This is a genomic window from Niveibacterium umoris (genome assembly GCF_014197015.1).
In the GTDB taxonomy this organism is placed as follows: domain Bacteria; phylum Pseudomonadota; class Gammaproteobacteria; order Burkholderiales; family Rhodocyclaceae; genus Niveibacterium; species Niveibacterium umoris.
Genome location: NZ_JACIET010000001.1, coordinates 1,028,132 through 1,052,561 on the forward strand (window position 1 = coordinate 1,028,132; position 24,430 = coordinate 1,052,561).

General features: G+C 57.9%; 21 protein-coding genes. 5 read left to right on the forward strand and 16 right to left on the reverse strand.

From position 1 onward, the window contains the following. Nucleotides 1-57: 57 nt before the first annotated feature. The 15 genes from GGR36_RS04580 to epsL form a co-directional block, all read right to left on the reverse strand. The gene (locus GGR36_RS04580) at nt 58-1,152 is read right to left on the reverse strand and encodes a glycosyltransferase (protein ID WP_183632335.1); all 1,095 of its coding nucleotides are present in this window, start codon (nt 1,150-1,152) and stop codon (nt 58-60) included. Next, the gene (locus GGR36_RS04585) at nt 1,149-2,276 is read right to left on the reverse strand and encodes a glycosyltransferase family 4 protein (RefSeq protein WP_183632337.1); all 1,128 of its coding nucleotides are present in this window, start codon (nt 2,274-2,276) and stop codon (nt 1,149-1,151) included. The genes GGR36_RS04580 and GGR36_RS04585 overlap by 4 nt, the downstream gene beginning before the upstream one ends. Next, nucleotides 2,266-3,558: a cellulase family glycosylhydrolase gene (locus GGR36_RS04590; protein ID WP_183632339.1), complete on the reverse strand. Its 1,293-nt coding sequence runs from the start codon at nt 3,556-3,558 to the stop codon at nt 2,266-2,268. Before GGR36_RS04590 ends, GGR36_RS04585 begins: the two co-directional genes overlap by 11 nt. 22 nt (nt 3,559-3,580) lie before the next feature. After that, the gene (locus GGR36_RS04595; protein WP_183632341.1) at nt 3,581-4,897 is read right to left on the reverse strand and encodes a hypothetical protein; all 1,317 of its coding nucleotides are present in this window, start codon (nt 4,895-4,897) and stop codon (nt 3,581-3,583) included. Beyond that, on the reverse strand, nt 4,884-6,098 hold the full coding sequence (locus tag GGR36_RS04600) for a glycosyltransferase family 4 protein (RefSeq protein ID WP_183632343.1): 1,215 nt from the start codon (nt 6,096-6,098) through the stop codon (nt 4,884-4,886). The genes GGR36_RS04595 and GGR36_RS04600 overlap by 14 nt, the downstream gene beginning before the upstream one ends. Nucleotides 6,099-6,107: 9 nt before the next feature. Further along, a complete protein-coding gene (locus tag GGR36_RS04605; RefSeq protein ID WP_221229488.1) occupies nt 6,108-7,223 on the reverse strand; it encodes a glycosyltransferase family 4 protein in 1,116 nt (371 codons plus the stop codon). Nucleotides 7,224-7,238: 15 nt separating this feature from the next. After that, nucleotides 7,239-8,489 carry an oligosaccharide flippase family protein gene (locus GGR36_RS04610; protein WP_183632347.1) on the reverse strand — a complete coding sequence of 417 codons (1,251 nt, stop codon included), beginning with the start codon at nt 8,487-8,489 and terminating at the stop codon, nt 7,239-7,241. Nucleotides 8,490-8,499: 10 nt separating this feature from the next. Beyond that, nucleotides 8,500-9,213, reverse strand: coding sequence for an exosortase C-terminal domain/associated protein EpsI (locus tag GGR36_RS04615; RefSeq protein ID WP_183632349.1), 714 nt, complete (start codon nt 9,211-9,213; stop codon nt 8,500-8,502). Continuing rightward, a complete protein-coding gene (gene xrtB / locus GGR36_RS04620) occupies nt 9,210-10,118 on the reverse strand; it encodes an exosortase B (RefSeq protein WP_183634898.1) in 909 nt (302 codons plus the stop codon). The genes GGR36_RS04615 and xrtB overlap by 4 nt, the downstream gene beginning before the upstream one ends. 183 nt (nt 10,119-10,301) lie before the next feature. Then, the gene (gene epsG / locus GGR36_RS04625; RefSeq protein WP_242533092.1) at nt 10,302-11,204 is read right to left on the reverse strand and encodes a chain length determinant protein tyrosine kinase EpsG; all 903 of its coding nucleotides are present in this window, start codon (nt 11,202-11,204) and stop codon (nt 10,302-10,304) included. Nucleotides 11,205-11,342: 138 nt separating this feature from the next. Next, nucleotides 11,343-12,737, reverse strand: a complete 1,395-nt coding sequence (gene epsF / locus GGR36_RS04630) for a chain length determinant protein EpsF (RefSeq protein ID WP_183632351.1) — start codon at nt 12,735-12,737, stop codon at nt 11,343-11,345. Between the two features lie 13 nt (nt 12,738-12,750). Continuing rightward, on the reverse strand, nt 12,751-13,608 hold the full coding sequence (epsE, locus tag GGR36_RS04635) for a polysaccharide export protein EpsE (RefSeq protein WP_242533091.1): 858 nt from the start codon (nt 13,606-13,608) through the stop codon (nt 12,751-12,753). A gap of 34 nt (nt 13,609-13,642) precedes the next feature. Continuing rightward, nucleotides 13,643-14,569, reverse strand: coding sequence for an EpsD family peptidyl-prolyl cis-trans isomerase (locus GGR36_RS04640; RefSeq protein ID WP_183632353.1), 927 nt, complete (start codon nt 14,567-14,569; stop codon nt 13,643-13,645). Nucleotides 14,570-14,707: 138 nt separating this feature from the next. Then, the gene (locus GGR36_RS04645; protein WP_183632355.1) at nt 14,708-15,376 is read right to left on the reverse strand and encodes a PEPxxWA-CTERM sorting domain-containing protein; all 669 of its coding nucleotides are present in this window, start codon (nt 15,374-15,376) and stop codon (nt 14,708-14,710) included. Nucleotides 15,377-15,720: 344 nt separating this feature from the next. Then, nucleotides 15,721-16,923 carry an XrtB/PEP-CTERM-associated polysaccharide biosynthesis outer membrane protein EpsL gene (gene epsL, locus GGR36_RS04650; RefSeq protein WP_183632357.1) on the reverse strand — a complete coding sequence of 401 codons (1,203 nt, stop codon included), beginning with the start codon at nt 16,921-16,923 and terminating at the stop codon, nt 15,721-15,723. 118 nt (nt 16,924-17,041) lie between these two features. Between epsL and GGR36_RS04655 the strand changes: the two genes are divergently transcribed. Continuing rightward, nucleotides 17,042-18,436: an undecaprenyl-phosphate glucose phosphotransferase gene (locus tag GGR36_RS04655; RefSeq protein WP_207064309.1), complete on the forward strand. Its 1,395-nt coding sequence runs from the start codon at nt 17,042-17,044 to the stop codon at nt 18,434-18,436. 58 nt (nt 18,437-18,494) lie between these two features. Here the strand turns inward: GGR36_RS04655 and GGR36_RS04660 are convergent, their stop codons facing one another. Then, nucleotides 18,495-19,418 carry a LysR substrate-binding domain-containing protein gene (locus GGR36_RS04660; RefSeq protein ID WP_183632359.1) on the reverse strand — a complete coding sequence of 308 codons (924 nt, stop codon included), beginning with the start codon at nt 19,416-19,418 and terminating at the stop codon, nt 18,495-18,497. A 115-nt stretch (nt 19,419-19,533) separates the two neighbouring features. Between GGR36_RS04660 and aptA the strand changes: the two genes are divergently transcribed. From aptA to GGR36_RS04680, 4 genes are all read left to right on the forward strand, one after another. Beyond that, nucleotides 19,534-20,871 (forward strand): omega-aminotransferase AptA, encoded by a 1,338-nt coding sequence (gene aptA, locus GGR36_RS04665; protein ID WP_183632361.1) that lies wholly within the window; start codon nt 19,534-19,536, stop codon nt 20,869-20,871. 31 nt (nt 20,872-20,902) lie between these two features. Beyond that, nucleotides 20,903-22,399, forward strand: coding sequence for a CoA-acylating methylmalonate-semialdehyde dehydrogenase (locus GGR36_RS04670; RefSeq protein WP_183632363.1), 1,497 nt, complete (start codon nt 20,903-20,905; stop codon nt 22,397-22,399). 161 nt (nt 22,400-22,560) lie between these two features. Then, nucleotides 22,561-23,145, forward strand: a complete 585-nt coding sequence (locus GGR36_RS04675) for a 2-oxoacid:acceptor oxidoreductase family protein (protein ID WP_183632365.1) — start codon at nt 22,561-22,563, stop codon at nt 23,143-23,145. A gap of 28 nt (nt 23,146-23,173) precedes the next feature. Then, nucleotides 23,174-24,427 (forward strand): transketolase C-terminal domain-containing protein, encoded by a 1,254-nt coding sequence (locus GGR36_RS04680; RefSeq protein WP_183632367.1) that lies wholly within the window; start codon nt 23,174-23,176, stop codon nt 24,425-24,427. Nucleotides 24,428-24,430 lie beyond the last annotated feature (3 nt).

Here is a 24,430-nt window from a genome sequence, read left to right on the forward strand (position 1 = left end):
AAGAGAATAATGAGATGCCGTGCTGAAACGGGAAGCGCATCGCACAACGCCCGGGCCTTAGGAGTTGAATCCGTAAACTGCACACAGTTCACGGTGAACTCGCTCCATCGTGAAGTGCTCAGCGAAGCGAGCCTTTCCGGCCTCGCCCATTTCACGCCAGCGTTGTGGGCTCACTCGCATCAACGCAGTTGCCAGTGCATCGGCGGATTCGGGTTCAACCATGACGCCTGTCACACCATCATCGACAACTTCGGGTAGGCCGCCCACGCGGGTCGCAAGAACAGGCAACCCAGCCCGCATTGCTTCTGCAGCGATCAGACCAAAGCCTTCCCAACGCGACGGCACCACCAAGACTTGCGCCGAAGCGAAGAGCGTTTCCAGATCGCCCGGCGATACCCAGCCGATGCTCGTCACGTTTTCGGGAGTCGCAAGGATCGTGCCGTCGGAGAGCACAGAAGATCCCGCCACGACCGCGTGCACCCTGTCGCCCAGCATTCGCAGGGCATCGAAAAGCACATCGACCCCCTTCTGTCGATCAAGTCGCCCCACAAAGAGCACCCGCAACCGTCCATCAGGCCACTGAGGTGCACCACCCAGTGGCACAGGCCGTCGCCGTGAAACTCCATTTCGCACGACAACAATGCGCGCCGGCGCAATGCCATTCGCCAGCGCCGTGTATCGTTCATGATCGGAAATGCAGACAATCACGTCGCTCAGCCAGGACATTACGCGCTCGACGGCTACCACCATCGTGCGTGCTGTCCCAGACAAAGGTCGATCCCAGGCCCAGCCATGCGCGCAATAAACCACCCGTGCAGATCGATATGCCAGCGCCAAGAATGGCCTTACCAGAGCACCGGCAAACGTCGAATGAACGTGTACTACATCGACTCGCTCGCGGCGTGCGACAGCTAACGATTTGATTGCCAAGCGCACGGCATTTGATGCCCGCCCGCCCACATCCGGATACGTTTCAACCTTAACGCCATCGGGTACTGGCAACTCCTTGCGCTGTGATTCCGGAATCACGACGAGCACATTGTTCGCGCCAAATTCGTCGCACTGCAGCGGAATCAGCTCGCGCAAGTAAGTGGCAATGCCCCCTTTGATGGTTTCGGCACAATGCAGGACACGGCCGTGCGAAGGGCTCACTTCGCCACCTCTCGGCACGCCGCGAGCACCTGGCAGGCCGCAGCTTCCCAAGAAAACTTCGCCGCCTGCACGCGCCCTTTTGCGACGAGTTCAGCACGCAGATCAGCATCGCCTGCAACGCGCACCAACTGCGCCGCCAATTCATCCGCATTGTGCGGATCAAAGAACACGGCCGCATCGCCACACACTTCCGGAATCGAAGCCGCGCGCGCCGCTACGACCGGGCAGCCACAAGTCATTGCCTCCAGCGGCGGAATACCAAACCCCTCGTAAAGCGAAGGAAATACAAAACACATCGCTCCCTCATACAAGGCGCGAAGCTCACCGTCACTTACGTACCCCAACCACTTCACACGATCGGAATGCACCAGACCGGCTGAGCCAAACACTCGGGCGTTTGCCCCGCCCGCAATCGCAATATCAAATGGGGGGTCATCGAGCTTCGCGATGGTGTCGAGCACCAGACGGAAGTTCTTGTGGGCCGCCATGCTGCTCACCGCGAGAACAAACGGGCGATCCGCCAATCCAAATCGTGCAATCGCGCCTACGTCGGCTGGCACACGAAGGATGTGCTCTCCACCCTCAATCACCACATCAATCTTCTTGGCCGGAATACCGAAGCGCCGGGTTAACTCACCCTTCGAGAACTCCGAAACGGTGATGATTCGACGACTCATCAAACCGAGCAATGGCATCAAGATTCGGTACCACCAGCGAAATCCACGGCTAAATGCGCGCGGAATCGCTGCGGTCGCCGCATCGTGAATCACTACCACCTGGCTGCGAACGCCGGCCGGCGCTGTATTGCAAAGACTAAGCAACAAGCGTCCCTTGACAGCGCCGCGCAAATCCAGTTGCTCCCATAGTTGCCCATCACGCTTGCCGACAGCACTCACCGAAATATTGCGAAATTGATGACGCTCGGGAACCGTGCGGGGGATCAGAACTTTGAATTCCAATTCAGCCAATCTCGGATCTGAGCGATCAAGCAAACTATCAATAGCGTTAAGCACTTCGTAGGCAAAACGATCGACCCCGGTGGCGCGCCGCCCCAAAAACCGGCCGTTTACAACAATTGTCGATGATGAAGCTGCTGTTAATGATCCTACTGCGTCACTTTGCATCTTTGGTCACCAATCGCGCCAATTCAACAACGGAGCGAACTTTCCATACCCCTGAATCTTCGACAATTTCGATTGGCGATCCACCAACCGCTATCTCCGAAATCGATCCAGGCCTTCCCATGACAAATCCGGTTGCAGCAGCTATTTTGCCCGCATCAATGGTCACCTTTGGCTCGTCGATTTTGCGCTCAGCCCAAACAAAGCACCTGGTGCGCCTTTTCTCTTCGACGATCACACCTCGTACGCCACTTCCGATATTCAATTCCTTGAATGACGCCGAGTTCAATAGTGGGTTTATGTATTTGGCGACGTAACCCATCGGCTTATACCCACCATCCCTACGAACGATCCCAAACCGGTGCTCCTTGTTGCTCTCATCGTTCCCGGAGTCCAGGAGCGTGTACCACCAAACACCCTTAACCCAATCTCTAGCGCGCGCCAATAAAACGTAGCGAGCGTAATACGCGGCCGCCTCATCCTCTGCAACACCATATTGGCCACGGTTGGTTGGCCAACCGATTTCCGTCACGTAAACAGGCATAGCTCTACCGGGGGAAGCCGCTGCGACCTTCTTATGCAACATATCTAGCCACTCAATTGAAGTCTCTGGCAAATTGTTGCGTGCCTTTTGAAGAACGTACGGATGAACGGAAATTGCATCGGACCAAGAAAGCCCACCGGACGATATAAATCCATCCACCCATCTATCATCAAGCCCTTCGATGGCGCCAGCCACAATCTCAACGGACGTTCGCTCTCGCCTAAGAGCTTGAGAGACAGACTTGAGTAAACGAACATAATCATCGGGACGCCCCAATGTCCTCGGCCTCCTCGGAGAGCCAAGACCTATGTTCCATTCGTTCCACACCTCATAACTGCTGACTTTATCTCCAAAATACCGATCAACAAATAGCGCATATTTTGTGAAAGCCTCAATTGCAACATCGGTGGTCGGGAGATCGCCGTCCTGAAAGGCCTTGTTTCCGTAATTCAATATGATTAGCGGAATAACATTTAGGCGCTTGGAGTTATCAACTGCCCTATTGAGGTCGGCCAGACTCGCGGGGAACTCTCTGGTTCCAACGGTTGACTCCAGCCGATGCCAGAACACTTCATCGCGAAAGCTATTGAACCCTAGATTCTGTATAGATGGAAAAACGTCACCATAGGAATCCCAGTTAGTTCCAAAGTGAATACTTACCCCAATCTTAAACTGCTCTGAGGCAACAACACATGAAGAAGCAACGAGCCAAGACAGCAGCGTCAATTTGCCGAGCAGCATGGTAACGGGGATAAATCCTGACCTAGTTCTTGGCAATTCTCTCTCCGTCGGGTATTCCAACATAGAACGCAGCTCCAAGAATCAGCATTAACTGGTAGATTTGGATGTAGCCAAATAGACTTAACAAGAGCCAAGTCGAATAGATTGCAGCAACTCCTGCTTGCAGAACGGAAGAAGACGACAGAGCCCGATGCAGCACCCTCCTCCAGTACATCCAAGTAATAGCAAGCCAAAATACAAGCCCAACAAAGCCACTATTTAGAACTACAGCAAAGAATCCGTTGTCGATCGGAACGTAGGCGCGCGGAGCACCATTGAAGTGCCAACCAAGTCCAAAGAGCCACGCAAAGAGACCCTCTCCCGACAAGATATTTGCGTAGTAGGAGATTCCGTAAATGCGATCTTCGATAGAAGATGATGAGAATACGACCGACGAAGAGGCGAAAAGATGCTCAATGATTGCCCTAGAAAAGAACAGCAAGACACCGCAACCCAGAAACAGGATTGGGATTGCCGCTACAAGGTGCGCTCTTTTGTTTTCTCGTGCCCGCACAAGAAGAAAAGACGCGAACGACGCACTTGCAAAGCATAGATAGGCAGAGCGCGTAAGGGTGGAATAGCATCCAATTGCCAGCACCAGCATAATGGGTAGCGCAAGGATTCTCCTCGCAACCCCGCCGCCCTGCGTCCAGGCAACAGTCAATGCGGCGCCAATGGAAAGAAAAAACCCTAGATCTTCGGAATGCGCAAAGAACGCATTGGCTCTAATGTTTCCACCAAATCCAAGATTGAAGGCGCCAGATTCCACTGCAATTGTCCGTCCAAAATCAAACTGATCGTGCAGCAGGTGCTGTGCCGTTCCAATGATCGCCATCACGACACCTAGAGCGACCAACACAAACGCAACGACGGCACTGTTCCTCGTCGGTCGAAGCGACCTCATGAAAGGCTCTGAAAACAGATAGAAATAGTATAAAAAGAAGGAGAACCAAACCCCAAAAAAGCTAACACCTCCCGAATCCGCATGGTAGGCAGAGGCGCCGAGCAAATAACATAGAAACGCCCATAACAATCCAACAATTAGTGGATCCATATCTAGAGAGCGCCGGCGCTGAAGGTAGGAGCAAAACAGCGCAAAAGCAATAACAGTCCACATTAGAATGGTTATTGGCACGGCACGCCTACCCACCAACTTTACCATTGAGTATGTCCATAATCCGTCAATGGTAATGAGCAGCCAGACAACTACGAATGCAAAGCGCGTGAGCTGGGAAAGCAATCCACCAGCCTCTTCTTTCTGTACCCCCTTATGCATAGACAATGTGTCACTTACGAGCATTTTCGTTACTCAGTAAGGCGCTGACGAACATCTCTCGATATCTTTCAACCACCTTTGTTGGTTCAAATAATTGCGCAGCAACAAGCGTTCGTTGGCTAGCCATTGAATATGAATCAAGATCCTCGAGTACGCCAAGCATTGTTTGAAGTAGCGCGTCCGGATCGGTTGGATCGTAGAGCCATCCCGTCTCTCGGTTCTTTATGAGTTCGGGTGAGCCACCTGTGTTCGTCGCGATAACTGGTAGTGCGTGCGCAAATGATTCAAACAACACCCGCGCCAGTGGTTCATCCCAAAGTGAGGGGACTACCGGGATGTCGATCTGGTCGTAGAAAGCGTCAGGGCGTGTATGCCCGAGAAATCTAATCGCCGTTTCACTTCCCGCCGTAGCGCGCAGGTGCTTCTCGTAGCAATCGTCGCCAACGCCTGCGATCCTGAGTTCGACTGGCCGTTTGACACTGGATTTGAGTCGGAGAAATGTTTCGATAAGGTGCCCGACACCTTTGGTCGCCGCAAGGCGACCGATATAGCCGAAGACGACCGGGCGGTCGCCATCGGGGGGTGGGCGCGCTACGACAGGCGCCGGCGGGCTATACGCGTTATAGACAACCTGGGTTGCCGCATTGGGAAACCCACCGCACTCCGTGTGCTTTGCGAGGATAAAGTGACTGTTGCCGACGACGACATCAACGTGCTTGCTGGCGCGCAAGCGGGGACTGGAGAGGGTACGACATGCAAAGCAGCGCCCTGGGCCGCATTGCTTGTCGTTCTTGAACATCGCAGTGTTTGGACACAGCAGATAGTAGTCGCGCAGCGTATGGACGATCGGAATGCCAGCGCGCTTGAGGAGCGGCCATAGCGCAACAGAGATTCCAGACAGGTTGTTCGTATGAACAACGTCGGGAGCGAAGGCTTTGATCACGGCCGCGACTTCACGCGCTGCTGCGTGGTTCCATGTGTCAACAGAGTGCCAAAGTAGCTTCCCCGCTGCGCCTTTGAGCGGGATTACCTGGGCTGCATTGCGCCGGCGGCGGCGAACCACTCGGACACCGGCGATTTCCTCTTCGCAGTCGGTGTCGCCGGTGACGACAACCATAACTTGATCACCCCGCTGCACGAGGGCTTCCGCGAGAAAACGAATGGAGCGCTCAGCGCCCCCGACGTCTTGAGGGTGGTAGTAGGTGTTGACGATCGCGATTTTCATTCCGCGCTTTCAGCTTGTGTAGGTTTGCGCGGCACACCGGGCCCAGGTGTACTGTCGGACATGCTCGATGCATGCAATGCGCGCGGATGAATCGCGACTTAATGTGATGGCGCCTTCAATCTTTGCTGCTATATCGCATAGGTCGTCCGGGTCGCACAGCCAGCCGGTGGTGCCCTCAGCAATAACCTCTGGAATCGCGTGTACGCGACAACCGATAGATGGCAGCCCTTGCGCTCCCGCTTCGAGAAAAACGAGGCCGAACCCCTCTATCCGTGTCGGGTCCGGCTCAGCCGGGAGCAGGAATACCGAAGCCGCCCCGTAAGCGCCTCGTACGACGTCATCGGGCTGCCGTCCAGCAAATACCGCATTTACCTTGAGTTCGCGCGCGAGCGCTTCCAATTCGGCCTTATAGCCTTTATCTACTTCGCCACCAATTGCAAGGTAACGTAGTCGGGATCGTTTCGCTCTTTCAATCTGGCCAATCGCGCGCAGAGCTTTTGCATGCCCTTTTCGGCGGTCGAGCCGTGCTACGGTAAGGATGATTTCGTCCCCGTCCTGAGCGCCAGCGAGTGAGCGCGCCGCCTCGCGCCAAGCTGGCAGAGTCGGCTCGAACCAATGCGAGCCAACTCCAAGGGGGGTTACTTCTTGCCTGTTACCCAGGCCTTCCGGGAAGGCGCTGCGAACGAGATCAAGCGTGAATGCACTGTTGGCAAAAGCGGTGTCAATTCGTTTGGCGGCGCGTTTTGCACCAAGAAGACGCAGAAATTTCGAGCGCCCGAGGATCAGCGCGTCGGTTCCGTGAAAGGTCATCGATACAGGGATGCTTTTCGGTGCGATCGACCAATGAAGTGCAATGAGCATCGGCCAATCCGCCACATGAATCCGATCAAACGACTTTTCCCGAACGATCTTGTTGATCGCCGATACTGCCGCGAACAACCCGCGCGGGCGGAATACGCCACCGGGAAATCTCGTAATGCGGTCGTGATGCTCAGCCTCGCCATGACTTGAGAAAGTCGGCGCCAGGACGTGCAGATCAACGCCACCCGCCTCTGCGGCCGCGAGCAGCTCAGCACAATACCGCCCCACGCCCCCTGGGTAAGGCGGGTATTCATGGGTGAGCATCAATGTTGTCATGAATCAGGTTCTCGTATTTCTGTCGCGCCGATGTGCCCAGTAAACAGCAAGAGCAATCATGACTGCGAGTAAAGACTCGGCTGAAATGCACACGATAGCAGCGCCTTTCCAGCCGTTTGATGGAATAACCAGGTAGCCAGCAACGATGTATGCGACTACGACCAGGAGTTGTATCTTCGTCCTCAAGCCCTGAAGCCCAGCCCCTGTCAGCGCATCTGAGAGGACGTAGTGGACGGACTGAATGAAGGGCAGCAGGAAGAGGATTCGCAACACCTCAGGAGCCGTAGCGAACGATTGCCCCAAAATGTGTGGTACGAGCGGCGCAAACACGTACATTGAGCATCCAACTACCACGCCGTAAGGAACTGAAACGCGGAGAAGTTTGAGTGACAACGCGACAGCGTCACTCATCCCACCTTCGCCCGCGCGGAAAAATCGTGCAGCACTTGCGTCCAGCAGCGCACGTACCGGCATGAACGCCATTGTGGTGAGACGATACGCGGAGGCATAAGCGCCAAGCGCACCGGCTGATGAAAAGTGCGCGAGCATTATCTTGTCGGCGTCCGTGTAAACCGCCTTTGCACCAATTCCGGACGCAAATGCAATCCCCATTCTCATGCGGCTTGAGATCGCCCCAAAATCAAAAGACAACCCGCCTGAGTTCCGAGCCATGCTTCTTACGTATATGATCGCCGCGCTTGTGGAAAGAACAATTGAAGTCGTAACCCAAGCAGCAGACGTTCTTGGCACCAGCCCCACCACCAAAGCCCCTGTCGCAGCGAGCCGGACAAGGGCAACAGACAATGTTGCAATAGCAGAGCGCCTGAAATCCTCAAGAGCCGAGAAGTATTGCGCCGCGAGCAAAACCGTGCGCGAAAGCAGTAACTCGACAAACAAGACCCCGCAAACAACCCAAGGGGATACTTTGGTGTCGTAGATCAAAAATCCAACGGCAGTGCCGCCAATTACCAACATCACGCCACAAATATAGGTGAGCGTGAGGGCGCTTCCAACCCATAGCCGAGCTGAGGCGTGATTGCGCGACACTTCCATCAACATTACATTGCCCATTCCCAGACCCGAGAACGGGATTAGCACCGCTGCCATTGCGTTGGCCGCCGCTATCTCGCCGAATTGGTCTACGCCGAGGACGCGAGCAAGTAGAACAAACTGCAGCGCTTGAACTAGGACAACCGCCATGTTTCCACTGAGGAGCTTCGCGACTCCGGCGACGAAGTTTGACTTTGAGGTCATATTTCCCGAATTACCGGATCATTAGCTTGCGTGTGCCAAATGGTGTGGCGGCGACAAGATCCGTAAGAAAGGCTTCCATCACCGGCCACGCGGTCTGAGCATCTTCTTGTCCGCGAATCTGGATCGAAGCACGGACCAGAATGCCGTCCGGAATGCGTCCAGAGATCCCCTCTAACAGGATGTGCACGCGTGTTGCGACGGCACTCTCGCTATAGATATCTCCAATTCGGATCCAATACATGACGGCCTCGCCGCCGTGGGGACCTTCCGTCACCATTTTCGACCCAATAACCGGACCATGGTCGGCTGCTATTCCCGAGAATTGGGCTGAACTAAACTGCTTCACTTTGTGGCCCTGCGCGACATAGCAGAGATCAGGGCGGTGAACCTTGACCTCCTGACGCTGCTTTGCGCCCCAGGCAAGCGCAAGCATGACGACTTGCCCCTTGCTATTGACGTACGTCCGCATCAAGGTTTGATCGTACGGTTGATCCATGTTTGGGGCCTCCCCGGTGCTGAGGCTTACCTGTGCGTAGGGTGACGGCAATTCCGCCCAGTCGCCAAATCGTCGCGGCACCGTTTCTTCAAGGCGCGGAGCGTTTTCCACTGCCACCAAACGTGGCGTTATCGCCCAAGCAGTAAGGGCTGCAAGAACACAGGCAACCGCCAGTACGATCGAAGCCTTAAGAGATATGCGAGGCAAGACATTGAAGACTGAGTTCATGAGCGCAGCCCCTTGTGCTCGTACCAAAGGACAGAGGCTCGTCGCAGCAACCCATCGAGGACGATGATCAAGGCAAGCGCACTGATGAACAGGACCATGCCGGAAAACTTGTGAAGGAACCCCTGCCCGGCTTCATCACCCATATGGAAGGTAATGAGTGACAGGGTGACAACACGAATCAGATTGGCGGTGAAGCTGATCGGGACGATGAGCGTCGCGAGCAGTATGTTTCGGAATGCGGTTTCGTGACGAGTAACGTTCAGGTAAAGAAGCCCCAGTGCTTCGAGTGTGAAGAGCGAATTGAGGCCCGCGCAAGCGTCTGCGACAAGTAGTTGATAAGGTCCGATGCTCAATACGACGCCGTTACGCGCTATCGGGTAGTCGAGCCAATAGAGGACATGCTCCGCCCCCCAAGAGACGGCTATCTTCATTGGCTGGGTGAGGGTGTCGGTAATTGACCCTGGTAGCGGAATCATGAAGAACATGAAGAAAAACGCGAACCAGATGCGCCGGAGAACATTCGTCCCGAAAAAAACAGCGACACCGCCCGCCAGCAACGGTATCAGCGACCCGACTTCCAATAGGTAGACTGCCTGGGACCGGCCTACGATATACATCGCAAGGGCAACTACGATCGCGATGCCGCCGGAATATGGTGCGGGATCAAATTGGATGGACGGGTCCGCCGCAAGCTGACGTGATTTGAACCATAAGAACCACATCGAGACACCCAACACGATTGGGCCGTGAGCGTTTTGATCCGTACTCCATAGCCCGTTGAGCAAGTCACTGAATGTGGGTACGTACAGCACACCAAGGCCGACCAACAACACTGCCCATGCCGCAATAGTTGTGTTGCGGGACGGCTGGACTGCCTGAGGAGTAGTGGGCGTCGTTGCGGACATTTCGTTGCTTGATTTCGGTTTTACTTCATGTGCTACAAGTGACATCCGCACGCAGCCCGATCGACCATCGCATGTCATACGGCGTGACTCTGCAGCCCGAATCGACCAACCGCGAAAATGCAGCCCAAGCCTGCGAGAACCAGGCCGCGGCGCTATTGCGTGCAGCCTGTCTGGGTTGCCAGATCAATATGCGTTGAGGACGGAACCCAGCAATTGCGCGCGTGACCCCGCGAGCGAGCCTGAAAGGGCGTGCAATTGATCAGCCGAGGTATAGTCGCGACGAGCCACGACTAGAGAAGCCCCCGCCCGCGCGCTTGCGACTTGTGCATCGGCCCCTGTGCTGGCCGACGGTGTGTCGATAATGATTGCGTCGAACGACTTGCTTGCTTGTTCAATCAGCCTGGAAAACTGGGGTCGCGACAGTAGCTCTTGCGGGTTGGGAGGCACTGCACCAGCGGGCAACACCGACAACCCGACAAGCGACGGGATACGCACGACCGCCTCGCCGTTAGCGCGACCAGATAGCACCGCTGACAGACCAGACCCCCGTGGATCGAGTTTGAAGAGTTTGTCCTGCGTCGGATTCCGTAGATCCGCGTCGATAAGCAGCGTGCGCTCGCCCAGTTGCGAAAAAACGATAGCAAGATTCGCAGCAATGTAGCTGCGCCCATCGCCGCGATCAGGGCTCACGATCGCAAGCGCCTTCTGCGCGACATCGTCACTGAACCAGCGAACCATCAACTGGCTGCGCAGCGCCCGGAGTTGCTCAACGGCGGGGCTGAAGGGGTTGAACGCAGCAATGAGCTTTTCGCTGAGCGACTCGTCAGCAGGACTGAGGTATGGATAGTCGAACTGGCGAGCAAGGGCGAAGTCAATATCCGCCTGGTTTAGCAGACCGAGGCTGATTGCTGCGTCGCCGAAGCGCAAGCCCTTTGCCTTTTGCTCGCGAATGATGCGCTCTGCGCTTTCGACATCGAGCCGACCCGAGTCAATCAGGATTGCGCCGATCGAACGATCGCGTCCCTGGCTGGCTGCGCTTCGCGCCGCCGCGGACGCTTCAATGACGCTGGGCTGATTCATGTCCATGCTCGTACTTTCTCTTTGTTACCGCTCGGCAGGCGCGGGGGGTGCGCCCAACGTTGTTTCCGATTGATGCTGGCTGCAAGTTCGCGTCGTTGCCGACGCGCCTTGCCAGGGGTGGTTGCCCGCCGCGATGAAGCTTCGTCACGCGCTTACAGTGCGTCGAAAGCCGATCCGATGCTTACGGCTTGGCAACGCCACCGATTCGAGCACGGCAAGTACGGGTATGCCGAGCGATTCGACAAGGTCTTCGCGGGAGCGGATCCTGCGGTTACGCATCTCCTGCAGCAGCGCCACGCCGACACCGAGCAAGCCGCCAAGGAACGCCGCGACAATCGTGTTGAGCAGCAGCTTCGGGCTTGAATGCTTGATGGGCACATCGGCCGGCGTGAGCACGGTGATGTTGGTCTGCTGCGTCTGACTTTCTAGGCTGGTTTGCGAAAGCCGCTGGCCGACTATGTCGTATGCGCGCTGGGCGGCTTCGACGTCTTTCTGCAAGACCGCCACTTCATCACGCTGCGCGCGCAATTCGAGCACCTTCTGCTTCTGTGCTTCGAGTGATGCACGCAGTTCTGCTTCGCGTTGCTGATTGACGACGTTCGACGTTCCGACCGACGACGCGACTTGCCGCATTTCGGAGTCGAGCTTCGACTTGAGCGCATCAAGCTCTGCCTGGGTCCGCTGGTATTGCGGGTGGTTCTGGCCCAGTTGCCCCGCCATCTCTTTGAGCTTGGCTTCCTGGCGAGCAACGTCGGCCCGGAGGGACTGGATGACCGGGCTGTTGATGACGTCAGGCGACGTGTCCATTCGCCCGGCTGCCTGCCGTTGGCGGGACGAGCTATCGGAGCGCTGTGCCTGGATCGCGGTCAGCTGTGACGAAAGTTCGGCATAGCGGGCATTTTCGACGTCGAGACGATCATCGGTCGCAACAATGCCCTTCTCGCGCTGAAACTTTGAGAGTCGCGTCTGTGCGGCCTCCAGATTGTCGCGAAGTTGCTTCGCGCGATCGCCGAACCAGGCGGCGTATTCCTTGGCGGGATCAACCTTCAATTCAAGGTTGGTGTCCATGTAGGCCCGCGCAAAGGCGTTCGCGACCGTGGCGGCAAATTTAGGATCTGCGCCGGTGAAAGCAACGTTGATCACGCTCGATTCGCGCGATGGTTTGACGTCGAGTTTCCTCTGCAACGCATCGGCGAAATACGTAACTACCGTTCCCTTGCCTTCTCCTTCGTCTTGCCACTGGGCAATCGCCTCGGGGCTCTTGTCGAACCCGAGCATCTTGACCACGCGCTGCGCGACGCGATCGCTCGTGATGATGTCGACTTGCGTCGCCATGTAGCCTGGCATCATCTGGGCTTGCATCATTGCGCCGTAGATCGGGTCGCTCGACTTGACATCCACGAGAACTGAAGTCGTGGCGGTGTACTGTTTCGGCAGCACGAGACTCAGCGTAATCGCCGTTCCGACAATCACCGAAAAGATCGTTGCAATGATCTTCCAGCGCGCCTTGAGAATGAGGATGAACTGTTGAAAGGTCATTTCGCGGCGTCTCTTAGAAGATGCTTTCTTTGACGTACACGACGTCGTTTGCTCGGATCAGTTCATCCAGCGCAGGCTCGATGATCTGGGTCTTGCCGTCGTCGCCCCGGCGGTGAATGCGCAATCCGCGCTGGGTGCCCTTTGGCGTGAGGCCGCCACCACTTGCGAGTGCCTGCATGACGGTCATGTCACGCTCGACGCGGAACACGCCGGGACGCTGGACTTCCCCGTAGATGTAGAAGACCGACGCTCGATGGACATATAGGATGTCACCGCCTCTCAGGGTGAGGTCGTCTTGCGCATCGCCGCGCAGGAACATCGACGCGATATCTACTTCTCGCCTGATCTGCTTCCCGTCACGCACGCCAGAGACGATCACAACGTCGGAGCCGGTTGCTGCGATGCCGCCGGCTTGCGAGAGCATGTCGGACAGCCGGGTATTCGCGGTTTCGAGCGGGTAGCGTCCAGGGCGGTTAACCTGGCCCAGCACTGCAACCTGGTTGCCCCGGATCTGCAGCAGCAGGATCGATACCTGAGGTTGCACCACGAAGCCGCCATCTTTCAGCCGCTTGGCGATCTTGGCTTCAGCAACAGGAAGCGACAGCCCACCAATCTGGACCACGCCAATCAGCGGATACGTAATGCTGCCGTTCTCTGAAACTCGTGTCTCAAGAAGGAGGTCCGGACTCTGAAACACACTGATGCGAATCACGTCCCCCGGGCCAAGCAGGTACTCCGCCCCCTTTTCGGCGGCGGGCTGCTCCCCAGCCGCTAACGCGAAGCCGTTCGGAATACTCGCGCCTGCCAACGCAATCGCGATGACGCGCATGAAACGAAGGGCTTGTACTAGTAATGCTGATTGCGTGAGCATGTGTGGACTGCCTGATCAGGTGCGTGATGCCGGACTACTTAAGACCCTTGATGCCCTGCTGCATGCCTTCCGCAGGTGCAGACTGCGATGTGGATGGCTCGGGCGTAGTAACCGATGGTGAAGTCGCCTCTTTGGCAAAGTCGCCGACATAGTTGATCTTGCCCGCCGAGCGAAGGCGCTTGACCTCGGCAGCCACTGCTTCGGATTTGGCTTGGTTGCTCAAGAACTGCTCGATCGCTTGTTTCGCTTTGGCTTGCTCGACCGGTTCGGTGCGCGAGGCTGCGATCTGAAGCACGATAAAGCCCTCTCCGCGCGGGACGATTGTTACCTCGCCGTCCTTCAAGGTGTGCAGGCGTCGCGCGGCATCAAGCGGCAGTTGTTCTGCAGGCTTCACGAACGCATTGGCTGCAAAGCGCACGTTTTCCGCCCGAAGCACGTTGATCAAGTCGTCCATCGACTTGCCGGCGTCAAAGTGGCTTTTGACAAGCGACTGCTTGCTTCCATCTGCGATCGCCAGTTCGCGAAAACTGTATACGCGGCGCTGCGCGAAGAGTTCCGGATGTTCGCTGTAATAAGCCGATACCGCCTGATCGGTGGGTTTAGCCTGGCCGTTTGCGACCTGTTCGAGATACGCGCGCGCAATGACTTCACGGCGAGCGGCCTCGATCGCCTGAACGACGCGGGGATCTCGATCGAGTTTCTTTTCCTTTGCGGCCTGAACGAGAAGCGACTCTTCGACCAGACGATCTAGCGCTTGCTTGCGGGCCTGATTGACGTCCGCCCCGGCTGGGATGTTCGCCTTTCCTAGAAGGCCATTAAGTTGATGAACCGTTACTTCTTCGTCATTGACCTTGGCTGCGACCTGTGTCGAGCCAGACTCTTTGGATTTGGAGCCACAAGCTGCGAGCATCGTGACAACGAGCAACGCCACACCAACATGACGAATAGAAACAGCAAACATCGAAACCTCTGGATGGTGGCGCCCGGAAATCGGGCAAGAACCGGAAATTTGCCAGAATTATCAGCGCTGGCAAGTCGCCAAGGTCGTCTGTCGCACGTCGGGTGTGACCTGCTTCCCGACGTGCGACAGAGAGGGGGATTAGCTGCGGGTTGTGCGGCGGCGAGCGATCGCACCCACCATGCCAATACCTGCCAGCATCAGTGCCCACTGATCAGGTTCCGGCACCGCAGCGGTGATCACCTGCAACGAGTAATCACGGGCGGCGATCGATGCGAAGCCCTTGTTCGCAGCGTCTGCGTACAAGAGGCTCTCAGCCCAGAAATTGATCTTGGGTGCGTTGGCGTACTTAGTGCCCGTGAGCGTGTAAGTGGAGCCAATGGACCAAACGTCCGAGCCGCTCTTTACCCCGTCTTTGCTGAACACGTCAGCCTTGACCACGGAGCCCTTGTGAGCGCCAGGAACAGAGATCCCGCTCGTGAGCGAGGCGAACACTTCGCTGTTCTTCTTGATCAGGGAGTACGTACCCGATTGGCTCAGTTCGAGCGATTTGAAGGCGTAGCCTGAATCAAGCGTCAGCGAGAACTTCAGCGCATCGAACGCATCGTCGGAATCGCCCTTCCTCGCAATCACCGACAACGCGTCGGTATCAAACAGCAGCGAGCTGCGGTCGGAGGACAGGCTGATCGACCCTGCGGCAAATTTGCTGCTGTCATAGCTCACATCAAAGCCCTTACCATCCAGGGTCGTGACGGAAGCTGACGCAGCAACGGAGCCGATAGCCGCAATGGCGGCAACGATGACTTTCATTGCAGTTGAACGCATGGGAGTGACCTCAAGTTTGTTGGTCGGGCGCTTCTACAGATGCAATCCACGTGCCAAGTGCATCCCCCATGTGAAGAACGGAGCATGACGTAGCCGTGGTGCATATGCAGATGGCAACTTACGCTGCCTGCACCGCGTTGGAGCGTGGAGTCTAGCGAGCGCATCTTTGCACCGCAACATGACATAGGTATTGCCCGCGACTTATTGCCTTGTGCGCCATAGAGCCTCTTCATGCACCCATGCAAATTGCTTATCGCACATGGATTCCGACGCTTTCTGCGGCAGGATCAAGAAGCTCTAGCAAACGCAATCACCTACTTCATGCACCATCAAAACCCAATTTGCACCGTCACTGTGCCCGTGTGGTCTATGTAGTCGCGCTGCGGCCAGTTCGAGTCTCGCCGTTCCCCCCGGTAACCAAGATCAAGACCCAGCCAGCGAGCAAGGTCGTAATGGAGACTCACCCCCAAGGACTGGAAGTTATCCTCCCGCTCGGGCACCAGACTGACGTCATGAACGGCGCCAATGTAGCTGCGCTGTCCCGCCTCGATCTGGCCAGCCAAGCTTAGCTTGCCGGTGATCGCCCAAACCGGTGAGATGCGCAGCGCCTTCGTCGCCGCAGCTTCGTATTCATTGTCGCCGGCGGCACCCATGGTTCGGTAAGCGGTCACAGCAACGACCGTTGAGCCGGAAGGTTCCCATGTCCATCCCAGCTTGAAGTTTGGGCCCGAGAAGTCTTGATTGCTGTAGTGCTCATTTCGCCTTTGCAGGTAGCCAAACTGCCCCTCGAGGCGAGAGGAGCCGCTCGCCGACCACAATGCACGAAGATATGCGCTGCGTTCGTGGTATGCGGAGTCGCCGTAGTCCTGCGGGATGCGATTCGGGTAATCCACGTTGGTCTGCTGCAAGACCAGATCGAGTCGGTTTCCGTAATTGGTGACATACCTCACGCCGCCCTCTGCGCTGTGACCATCGAGATCATTACCGCGGTCAAGTGTGTTGCTGTTCCTCGACTGGTTGACAGTGCCTGCTGCGACAATATGCCAGCTCGCGATGACAGGGACATCGAGATCAAGGCGCACGGCATCACGCGTGATCACATTGCGGCGTGGCAAGTTCAGATCGGCGAAGTTTGCGAGCTGCGATGTTCGAGTCCAGACCAGTCCGGTCTGAATCTGACCGGGGAAGTCGCCAGACCAGCCCGTCTTGATGTCCTGTTTGTCATAATCGAGTTGTGAAAAACGGCTAAAATGGGCCCTTCCGATGTTGAAGTTCCCGTAAAGTCTTTGCCTGCTTAAAGTGGTGTCGAACCCCAGGTAGGCGTAGCCGCTTGTAATGTTGTCCGACTGCACCTCACCAGTGGCCTCTCCATCCAGCCTGAAGAGGTTTGAGTCGCGCTGATACGTCACTCCTGCCCCGTAACGCAGGGGCGTCGGGTCTTCAGCCTTGGCGCATTGGGGAACCGCCAGTGCCGAGAAAAGGATCACATTCACGAGGCTGAGGCAGGCGGAGTTCTTGCTAGAGATGGTCATCGGAGTCGTACTTAGGTTATTCGTGTGGAACACGCACACGATCAGAAGTTCGCAAAACGGGCGTCATAGTATGACGCTCGGCTTTCAAATTCAGTGCCAACGGATTCTCGCTTAAACAATGCTTGCTCGACTTGAAGCTCATCGTACGCCGCTGCGAAACAACGTCACCCTGTCAGGGGTGGTGGAGACTTTTCTTGATCCTGTTGTCGTGATCCTGACGCTCTTCGCGTGCGCCCTTATCTTCGGTGAAGCCATCGATGCCGACTATGTGATTCTCTCGCTGATCGCGTTTTCGCTGAGCTTTCCCGGAAACACCTTGTTGAGTGATCCGCTTCGCCGAGTGGCGAAGGATGCGTTCCTCAACTCGATGATTCTGGCCGGTATTCTGTTGCTCCTCGGATACGCGACCGGATACGCCAGCTATTTCCCATCCGACCTTCTGTTCGCGTGGTTTGCCTCGCTGCCGATCGTTTTGTTCTCATCCCATGCGTTGGCTCGTCTTGCGATACCACGTCTTCTTAGTCTCTCAGAGGCTGAGGTTTCAGCGGTTGTTTGTGGATGCAACGACATAGGTTCACAGCTTGCTACGCATTTTCAGAGCAATCGGTTCTTGGGCGTTCGACTGAAGGGATTCTTTGATGACCGGAGCCGGGAACGACTCGGTGCTGGCGATCATGTCCAGTTGCTGGGCGCGCTCTCTGAGGTTGCCAGTTACGTGAAGCAGCATCGGATCGATCGCATCTACCTTGCGCTGCCGATGGCGACTCAGCCCAGAATTTTGGCCCTTCTGGACGACCTCAAGGACACCACAGCGTCGATCTATTTCGTACCTGACATCTTTGTAACGGACTTGATTCAGGGTCGGACCGAATCGGTTGCTGGGATGCCGGTCGTCGCAGTTTGTGAGACGCCGTTCAGCGGCTTTAACGGACTAATCAAGCGGGTTGAAGACATCGTCCTATCTTCGATCATCTTGCTTCTCATTGCCCCGATTCTGGTTGCCGTGGCGATTGGCGTAAAGCGGAGCTCCCCTGGCCCTGTGATTTTCAAGCAACGCCGGTATGGGCTCGACGGCAAGGAGATCATGGTTTACAAATTCAGGTCGATGTCGGTCACTGAGGACGGTGCGAAGACGTATACCCAAGTTACACGCAACGATTCGCGCGTAACCCCGTTTGGTGCATTCATCCGAAAGACTTCGCTTGATGAACTGCCGCAGTTCATCAACGTACTTCAGGGGCGCATGAGTATTGTTGGCCCGCGCCCTCACGCGATTGCAGTGAATGAGCAGTATCGCAGTCTCATTCCAGGGTACATGGTCCGGCACAAGGTAAAGCCGGGTATTACCGGGTGGGCACAAGTGAACGGCTATCGCGGCGGGGATGACCTTGAGCACATGAAGGGGCGCATTCAATACGACCTTGAATACTTGCGGCATTGGACCATCACGATGGACATCTGGATCATCATCAAGACCGCTCTGCTGGTAGTGCGAGACGAAAGCGCATACTGATCCAACAGATTTGCGAATGACGGGCACCTGGGCTTTTGCCCGGGTGCCCGTTTTGTTTTTACTCGGCGCGATGAGCTTCGAGCAGGCAGTCGATGAAGGTCTGGGTCACTCGTGATGGCTGCGGTGCGTGGCGCACCAGCGCTGCGAACTTGACGTCGTACGACAGCAGGGACGGCCGCAGCCGCCTGATCTGACCCAGCTGTTCAAAGGAGTGGGCGTAGTGATCGGGCAGAAAGCCGACGAATCGCCCGGATTGCACCAGCATCGCAACCGCCTCCTGATCGTATGCCGTGGCAGCGCGCCGCAGCTGGACGTCGTGACTGAGTTCCATGTTCGGAGAGTGATACCCGAGACCCGCGTATTTCTCGGCACGCACCTCGTCCCAACCCAGGCGGTCGTCATCCGCCTCAAAGAGTTTGTGGTCTCTCCCACAGAACAGGAACATCCGCTCGTTGAATAGCGGGTGATAGTCCAGACTCGCAGACAGCCGGTGCATTGGAGCGATGCCCAGTTGGAACTGCCCATCCATGACACCCCGCTCGATCGTGTTCAGCGGGGCAACATGCAACTCGATCGTCACGTCGGGCGCCTTGTCTGCAAACAACCCCAGCGCATGACTGACGCGTGCTGCCGGATTGGTCGCGATCTTGTCGAACAGACCCAGCGTGATTGAACCGGTCATGCGTTGGTGGAGTTCTTCGACCCCGCTCCGAAAGGTGTCGATCGCGGCGAGCAGCCGCAATGCGTCGGCATAGATCTGCTGTCCTTCCGCAGTCAGCGCAAACCCGCCGCGTCCGCGATGGCACAGCACTAGCCCGAGCCGCTCTTCCAGATCTTTGATGTGGCGGCTGACCGTCGACACGCCTATGTTGAGTTCAAGCTCTGCGGCGGCCAGACCACCGCATTCGGCAACCGTCTTGAAGACACGCAGCAAGCGGATATCGAGGTCACTGACCTGTCCAAGCAGAATTCGAGGACGCACGGGCCATTACTTTCATAAATGCGCAAGTGAAGCGCGATAGATTGCAATTTAATGCAAGCGAAGGCTTGCGAGAAGATGCGTGCATCGATAAGCACCCGCCCCACCGGGAGAGAACATGAAGATGGAAAGCCTGAACTGCGGCCTCAGCGCCGAACAGCTCGAAGCGCACTGGATGCCTTTCACCGGCAACCGCGACTTCAAGAAGAACCCGCGCCTGATCACCCGTGCCGAGGGCGCATACCTTTTTGACGCAGGCGGACGCCGGATCTTTGACGGGCTATCCGGCCTGTGGTGTTCGGGGCTGGGCCATTGCCGCCCTGAAATCACCGAGGCGATCAGTCGTCAGGCGGCCACGCTGGATTACTCACCAGCCTTCCAGTTCGGCCACCCGACCGCCTTCCAGCTGGCCCACCGGATTAAGGAAATGACGCCGGCGGGGCTCGACTATGTGTTCTTCACCGGATCGGGTTCGGAGTCAGCCGACACCGCTCTGAAAATGGCTCGCGCCTACTGGCGCCAGAAGGGCAAGGCGACCAAGACGCGCCTGATCGGCCGTGAAAAGGGTTACCACGGTGTGAACTTCGGCGGCATCAGTGTCGGCGGCATCGGCGGCAACCGCAAGCTGTTCGGCCAAGGGGTCGAAGCCGATCACCTGCCGCACACCCAGCTCAAGCAGAACGCCTTCAGCCGCGGCATGCCGGAATACGGCGCCCACCTTGCGGATGAGTTGCTGAACCTGATTGCGCTGCACGACGCCTCGAACATCGCAGCCGTCATCGTCGAGCCCTTTTCCGGGTCCGCTGGTGTGGTGATTCCACCGCAGGGCTATCTCAAGCGCCTGCGCGAGATCTGCACCCAGCACGACATCCTGTTGATCTTCGACGAAGTCATCACCGGGTTTGGCCGCGCCGGTTCGCTGTTCGGCGCCACCGCCTTCGATGTCGTGCCGGACATCCTGAACGTTGCCAAGCAGCTGACCAACGGTGCGATGCCGATGGGCGCGGTGATCGCCAAGGAAGAGATCTACCGCACCTTCATCGAGACGGGCGGCCCGGAATACATGCTCGAATTCCCGCACGGCTACACCTACTCCGCCCACCCGTTGGCCTGCGCCGCCGCGATGGCCTCGCTCGACGTCCTTGAGAAGGAAAACCTCGTCGCACGTGTCGCCGAACTGGCCCCGTACTTCGAGAACGCAGTGCATAGCCTCAAGGGCAGCAAGTACATCACCGATATCCGCAATTACGGTCTCGCGGCTGGCATCACCTTCGAGGCCTATCCCGGCGAACCCGCGCGTCGCCCGTACGAAATTGCGATGAAGTGCTGGGAGAAGGGTTTCTACGTCCGCTACGGCGGCGACACGATCCAGCTCGCCCCGCCCTTCATCGTCGAGCGCGAGGAGATCGATCGCCTGGTGAACGCGCTGGGCGACGTGATCCAGTCGCTGCCCTGATCCCACTTCCATGAATCCGCAGGATTGCTCCATGAATACCGTAGGTCACCTCATCAACGGCGCACTGGTCGCCGACGCCGCCCGCGTGCAGAACGTCTACAACCCGGCCACCGGCGAAGCGACGAAACAGGTTGCCCTGGCATCTGCCGAAACCGTGCAAGCGGCGATTGCCGCAGCGCAGGCTGCCTTCCCGGCCTGGCGTGACACCCCGCCGATCAAGCGTGCGCGGGTGATGTTCCGCTTCAAGCAATTGCTCGAGGAAAACGCCGACAAGATCTGTGCGCTGATCACCGACGAACACGGCAAGGTGCTCAATGACGCGATGGGCGAGTTGCAGCGCGGCATCGAGAACGTCGAATACGCCTGTTGCGCGCCGGAACTGCTCAAGGGCGAGCACAGCAAGAACGTCGGCCCGGCGATCGACTCGTGGAGCGAATTCCAGGCGCTCGGCGTCACCGCCGGCATCACCCCGTTCAACTTCCCCTGCATGGTCCCGCTCTGGATGTGGCCGATGGCGGTGGTATGCGGCAATACCTTCGTGCTGAAACCCTCGGAGCGCGATCCCTCCTCCACGCTTTTCATCGCGCAACTGGCGCAGGAAGCCGGTTTGCCGCCCGGGGTGCTCAATGTCGTCAACGGCGACAAGGTGGCAGTCGACACCCTGCTCAGCGATCCGCGGGTGCAGGCGATCAGTTTCGTGGGTTCGACCCCGATCGCCGAATACATCTACGCGACCGGTTGCGCCAATGGCAAACGGGTGCAGGCGCTGGGCGGCGCCAAGAACCACGCGATCGTGATGCCCGACGCCGATCTGGATAACGCGGTCAGCGCACTGATGGGGGCCGCCTATGGTTCCTGTGGCGAGCGCTGCATGGCGATCCCGGTGGTGGTGGCGGTCGGAGACGAGACCGGCGACGCGGTGGTCGCGCGCCTCAAGGCCGAGCTCGCCAAGATGAAGGTGGGCCCTGGTACCGACAACGGCAACGACATGGGCCCGCTGGTCACCCGCGAGCACTTCAACAAGGTCAAGGGTTACGTAGACCTGGGCGCTGACGAAGGCGCCAGCCTCGTCGTCGACGGCCGTGGCATCAAGGTGCCGGGCCACGAGGCGGGCTACTTCCTCGGCGGCTGCCTGTTCGACCATGTCACCCCGCAGATGAAGATCTACCGCGACGAGATCTTCGGGCCCGTGCTGTCGGTCGTGCGGGTCGAGAGCCTGCAAGCCGCCATGGACCTGATCGACGCCCACGAGTACGGCAACGGCACGTGCATCTTCACCCGCGACGGCGAAGCCGCCCGTTACTTCACCGACAACATCAAGGTCGGCATGGTGGGCGTCAATGTGCCGCTACCGGTTCCGGTGGCGTATCACAGCTTCGGTGGCTGGAAGCGCTCACTCTTTGGCGACCTCTCCGCCTACGGCCCGGATGCTGTGCGCTTCTACACCCGCCGCAAGACCATCACCCAGCGCTGGCCGTCGGCCGGCGTGCGCGAAGGTGCCGTCTTCACCTTCCCCAGCAATCGCTGATCCTGATCATTCAGACATGGCCCGCCTTGCGCGGGCCGCTTCCTGTTTGCCCAATGTCAAGGTCTCTCCCCCGCCGGCGCCCACAATCTGCCGCGTCATGACGGCGTAACTTACCGTCTGACATCCAGTTGGCGCACTACATCGACTTCGGGGGAGGCACGATGTTCCAGGTTCGCATACATGGGCGCGGCGGTCAGGGGGTCGTCACTGCAGCGGAGACGCTGTCGATCGCCGCATTTCTCGACGGCGAATGGGCGCAAGCCTTTCCCAGCTTCGGTTCCGAGCGCACAGGCGCGCCTGTCGTCGCCTTCTGCCGCATCGATCACAAGGAAATCCGCTCGCGAGAGCCGGTGATGAAGCCGGACGCTCTGATCATCCAGGACCCAACCCTGCTGCACCAGATCGACGTCTTCGCCGGCCTGGCGAGCAACGGATTCGTGCTGATCAACTCGACCAAGAGTTTTGAAGACCTTGGCTTGGGGAGCCTTGCCGAACGCTATCCACCTGCCCACCTTTGCTGCCTGCCGGCGACCGAGATTTCGTTGCGGCATGTCGGCCGCCCGGTACCCAACATCCCGCTGCTGGCCGGTTTCGCCGCCATCACCGGGCTGGTGAAACTCGAATCCATCCACGCCGCAATTGGCGAGAAGTTCAAGGGCAAGACCGCCGCCGCCAACATTGCCGCCGCGACCGACGCCTACGCCACCGCGCGCTCGCTGGCCGCGCTGCAACCGGCAGAGATCTGACCACCGCCCCGTCAGAAGGGAGTCATCCGTGCTCAAACAGATTGAAGGTTCGCGCGCCGTCGCCGAAGCGGTCGCGCTGTGTCGCCCTGAGGTCATCAGCGCCTACCCGATCTCGCCGCAGACGCACATCGTCGAAGCGCTGTCCGAATTCGTCCGTACCGGCGAACTGTCGCCCTGCGAGTACATCAACGTGGAATCGGAATTCGCGGCGATGTCGGGCTGCATCGGCGCATCGGCGATGGGGGCGAGAACCTACACGGCCACTGCGTCGCAGGGCATCCTGTTCATGGCCGAAGCGGTCTTCAACGCGTCCGGCCTCGGCCTGCCGATCGTGATGACGGTCGCCAACCGTGCCATCGGCGCCCCCATCAATATCTGGAACGACCATTCCGATTCGATGGCGCTGCGCGACAGCGGCTGGCTGCAACTCTTTGCCGAGAACAACCAGGAGGCGCTGGATCTCCACATCCAGGCTTTCAAACTCGCAGAGGCCTTGTCGCTGCCGATCATGGTCTGCATGGACGGGTTCATCCTGACGCATGCCTACGAACGGGTCGACATACCTAGCCAGGCGCTGGTCGACGCTTATCTACCGCCTTATGTGCCACGGCAGGTACTGGACCCGGACGACCCGGTGTCAATCGGCGCAATGGTCGGGCCTGAAGCCTTTACCGAGGTGCGTTACCTCGCTCATGCGCGGCAGATGCAAGCGCTGGAGCTGATTCCCGAACTGGCGCTCGAATTCAGGCAGGCATTCGGGCGCGACTCCGGTGGCCTGATCTCGCCTTATTTCAGCGACGAATCCGAAACGGTTGTGGTCGCGCTCGGTTCGGTCCTCGGCACCATCAAGGATGTGGTGGACGAGTTGCGCACGGAAGGCAAATCGATTGGCGTGCTGGGCATCAAGACCTTCCGCCCCTTCCCGCTCGATGCGGTGCGCGAAGCAATCGGGCATGCGAAGCGGGTTGTCGTCATCGAACGCAGCTTCGCGATCGGCCAGGGCGGCATCGTTGCCGACTCGCTGCGCAAGGCGCTTGCGGGCTTGCACATTCCTACCCACACCGTCGTCGCAGGCCTTGGTGGCCGCCCGATCACCACGGTGTCGCTCGACCGCCTGTTCCGCACGGCACTCTCAGGCGAACTGGGGAACCTGACTTTCCTCGACCTTGACCACGCTGCGGTAGACCGGGTGCTCGCCCACGAGCGCGAGGTGCGCCGCAGCGGACCGGGGGCCAACCGCATGGTCCAGGAAATCGCACGCGCCAACGTGCGCATCGTCTAGGAG

What these genes read in the sequence shown, in the direction of transcription:
- GGR36_RS04615 (WP_183632349.1), bottom strand. Translation starts at nt 9,213, where the DNA reads ATGAACTCAGTCTTCAATGTCTTGCCTCGCATATCTCTTAAGGCTTCG.
- GGR36_RS04655 (WP_207064309.1), top strand. Translation starts at nt 17,042, where the DNA reads ATGCTTGCTCGACTTGAAGCTCATCGTACGCCGCTGCGAAACAACGTC.
- epsE (WP_242533091.1), bottom strand. Translation starts at nt 13,608, where the DNA reads ATGCTCACGCAATCAGCATTACTAGTACAAGCCCTTCGTTTCATGCGC.
- GGR36_RS04605 (WP_221229488.1), bottom strand. Translation starts at nt 7,223, where the DNA reads ATGCTCACCCATGAATACCCGCCTTACCCAGGGGGCGTGGGGCGGTAT.
- epsL (WP_183632357.1), bottom strand. Translation starts at nt 16,923, where the DNA reads ATGACCATCTCTAGCAAGAACTCCGCCTGCCTCAGCCTCGTGAATGTG.
- xrtB (WP_183634898.1), bottom strand. Translation starts at nt 10,118, where the DNA reads ATGTCCGCAACGACGCCCACTACTCCTCAGGCAGTCCAGCCGTCCCGC.
- GGR36_RS04640 (WP_183632353.1), bottom strand. Translation starts at nt 14,569, where the DNA reads ATGTTTGCTGTTTCTATTCGTCATGTTGGTGTGGCGTTGCTCGTTGTC.
- GGR36_RS04585 (WP_183632337.1), bottom strand. Translation starts at nt 2,276, where the DNA reads ATGCAAAGTGACGCAGTAGGATCATTAACAGCAGCTTCATCATCGACA.
- aptA (WP_183632361.1), top strand. Translation starts at nt 19,534, where the DNA reads ATGAAGATGGAAAGCCTGAACTGCGGCCTCAGCGCCGAACAGCTCGAA.
- GGR36_RS04590 (WP_183632339.1), bottom strand. Translation starts at nt 3,558, where the DNA reads ATGCTGCTCGGCAAATTGACGCTGCTGTCTTGGCTCGTTGCTTCTTCA.
- epsG (WP_242533092.1), bottom strand. Translation starts at nt 11,204, where the DNA reads ATGGACATGAATCAGCCCAGCGTCATTGAAGCGTCCGCGGCGGCGCGA.
- GGR36_RS04670 (WP_183632363.1), top strand. Translation starts at nt 20,903, where the DNA reads ATGAATACCGTAGGTCACCTCATCAACGGCGCACTGGTCGCCGACGCC.
- GGR36_RS04600 (WP_183632343.1), bottom strand. Translation starts at nt 6,098, where the DNA reads ATGAAAATCGCGATCGTCAACACCTACTACCACCCTCAAGACGTCGGG.
- GGR36_RS04645 (WP_183632355.1), bottom strand. Translation starts at nt 15,376, where the DNA reads ATGAAAGTCATCGTTGCCGCCATTGCGGCTATCGGCTCCGTTGCTGCG.
- epsF (WP_183632351.1), bottom strand. Translation starts at nt 12,737, where the DNA reads ATGACCTTTCAACAGTTCATCCTCATTCTCAAGGCGCGCTGGAAGATC.
- GGR36_RS04595 (WP_183632341.1), bottom strand. Translation starts at nt 4,897, where the DNA reads ATGCTCGTAAGTGACACATTGTCTATGCATAAGGGGGTACAGAAAGAA.
- GGR36_RS04675 (WP_183632365.1), top strand. Translation starts at nt 22,561, where the DNA reads ATGTTCCAGGTTCGCATACATGGGCGCGGCGGTCAGGGGGTCGTCACT.
- GGR36_RS04610 (WP_183632347.1), bottom strand. Translation starts at nt 8,489, where the DNA reads ATGACCTCAAAGTCAAACTTCGTCGCCGGAGTCGCGAAGCTCCTCAGT.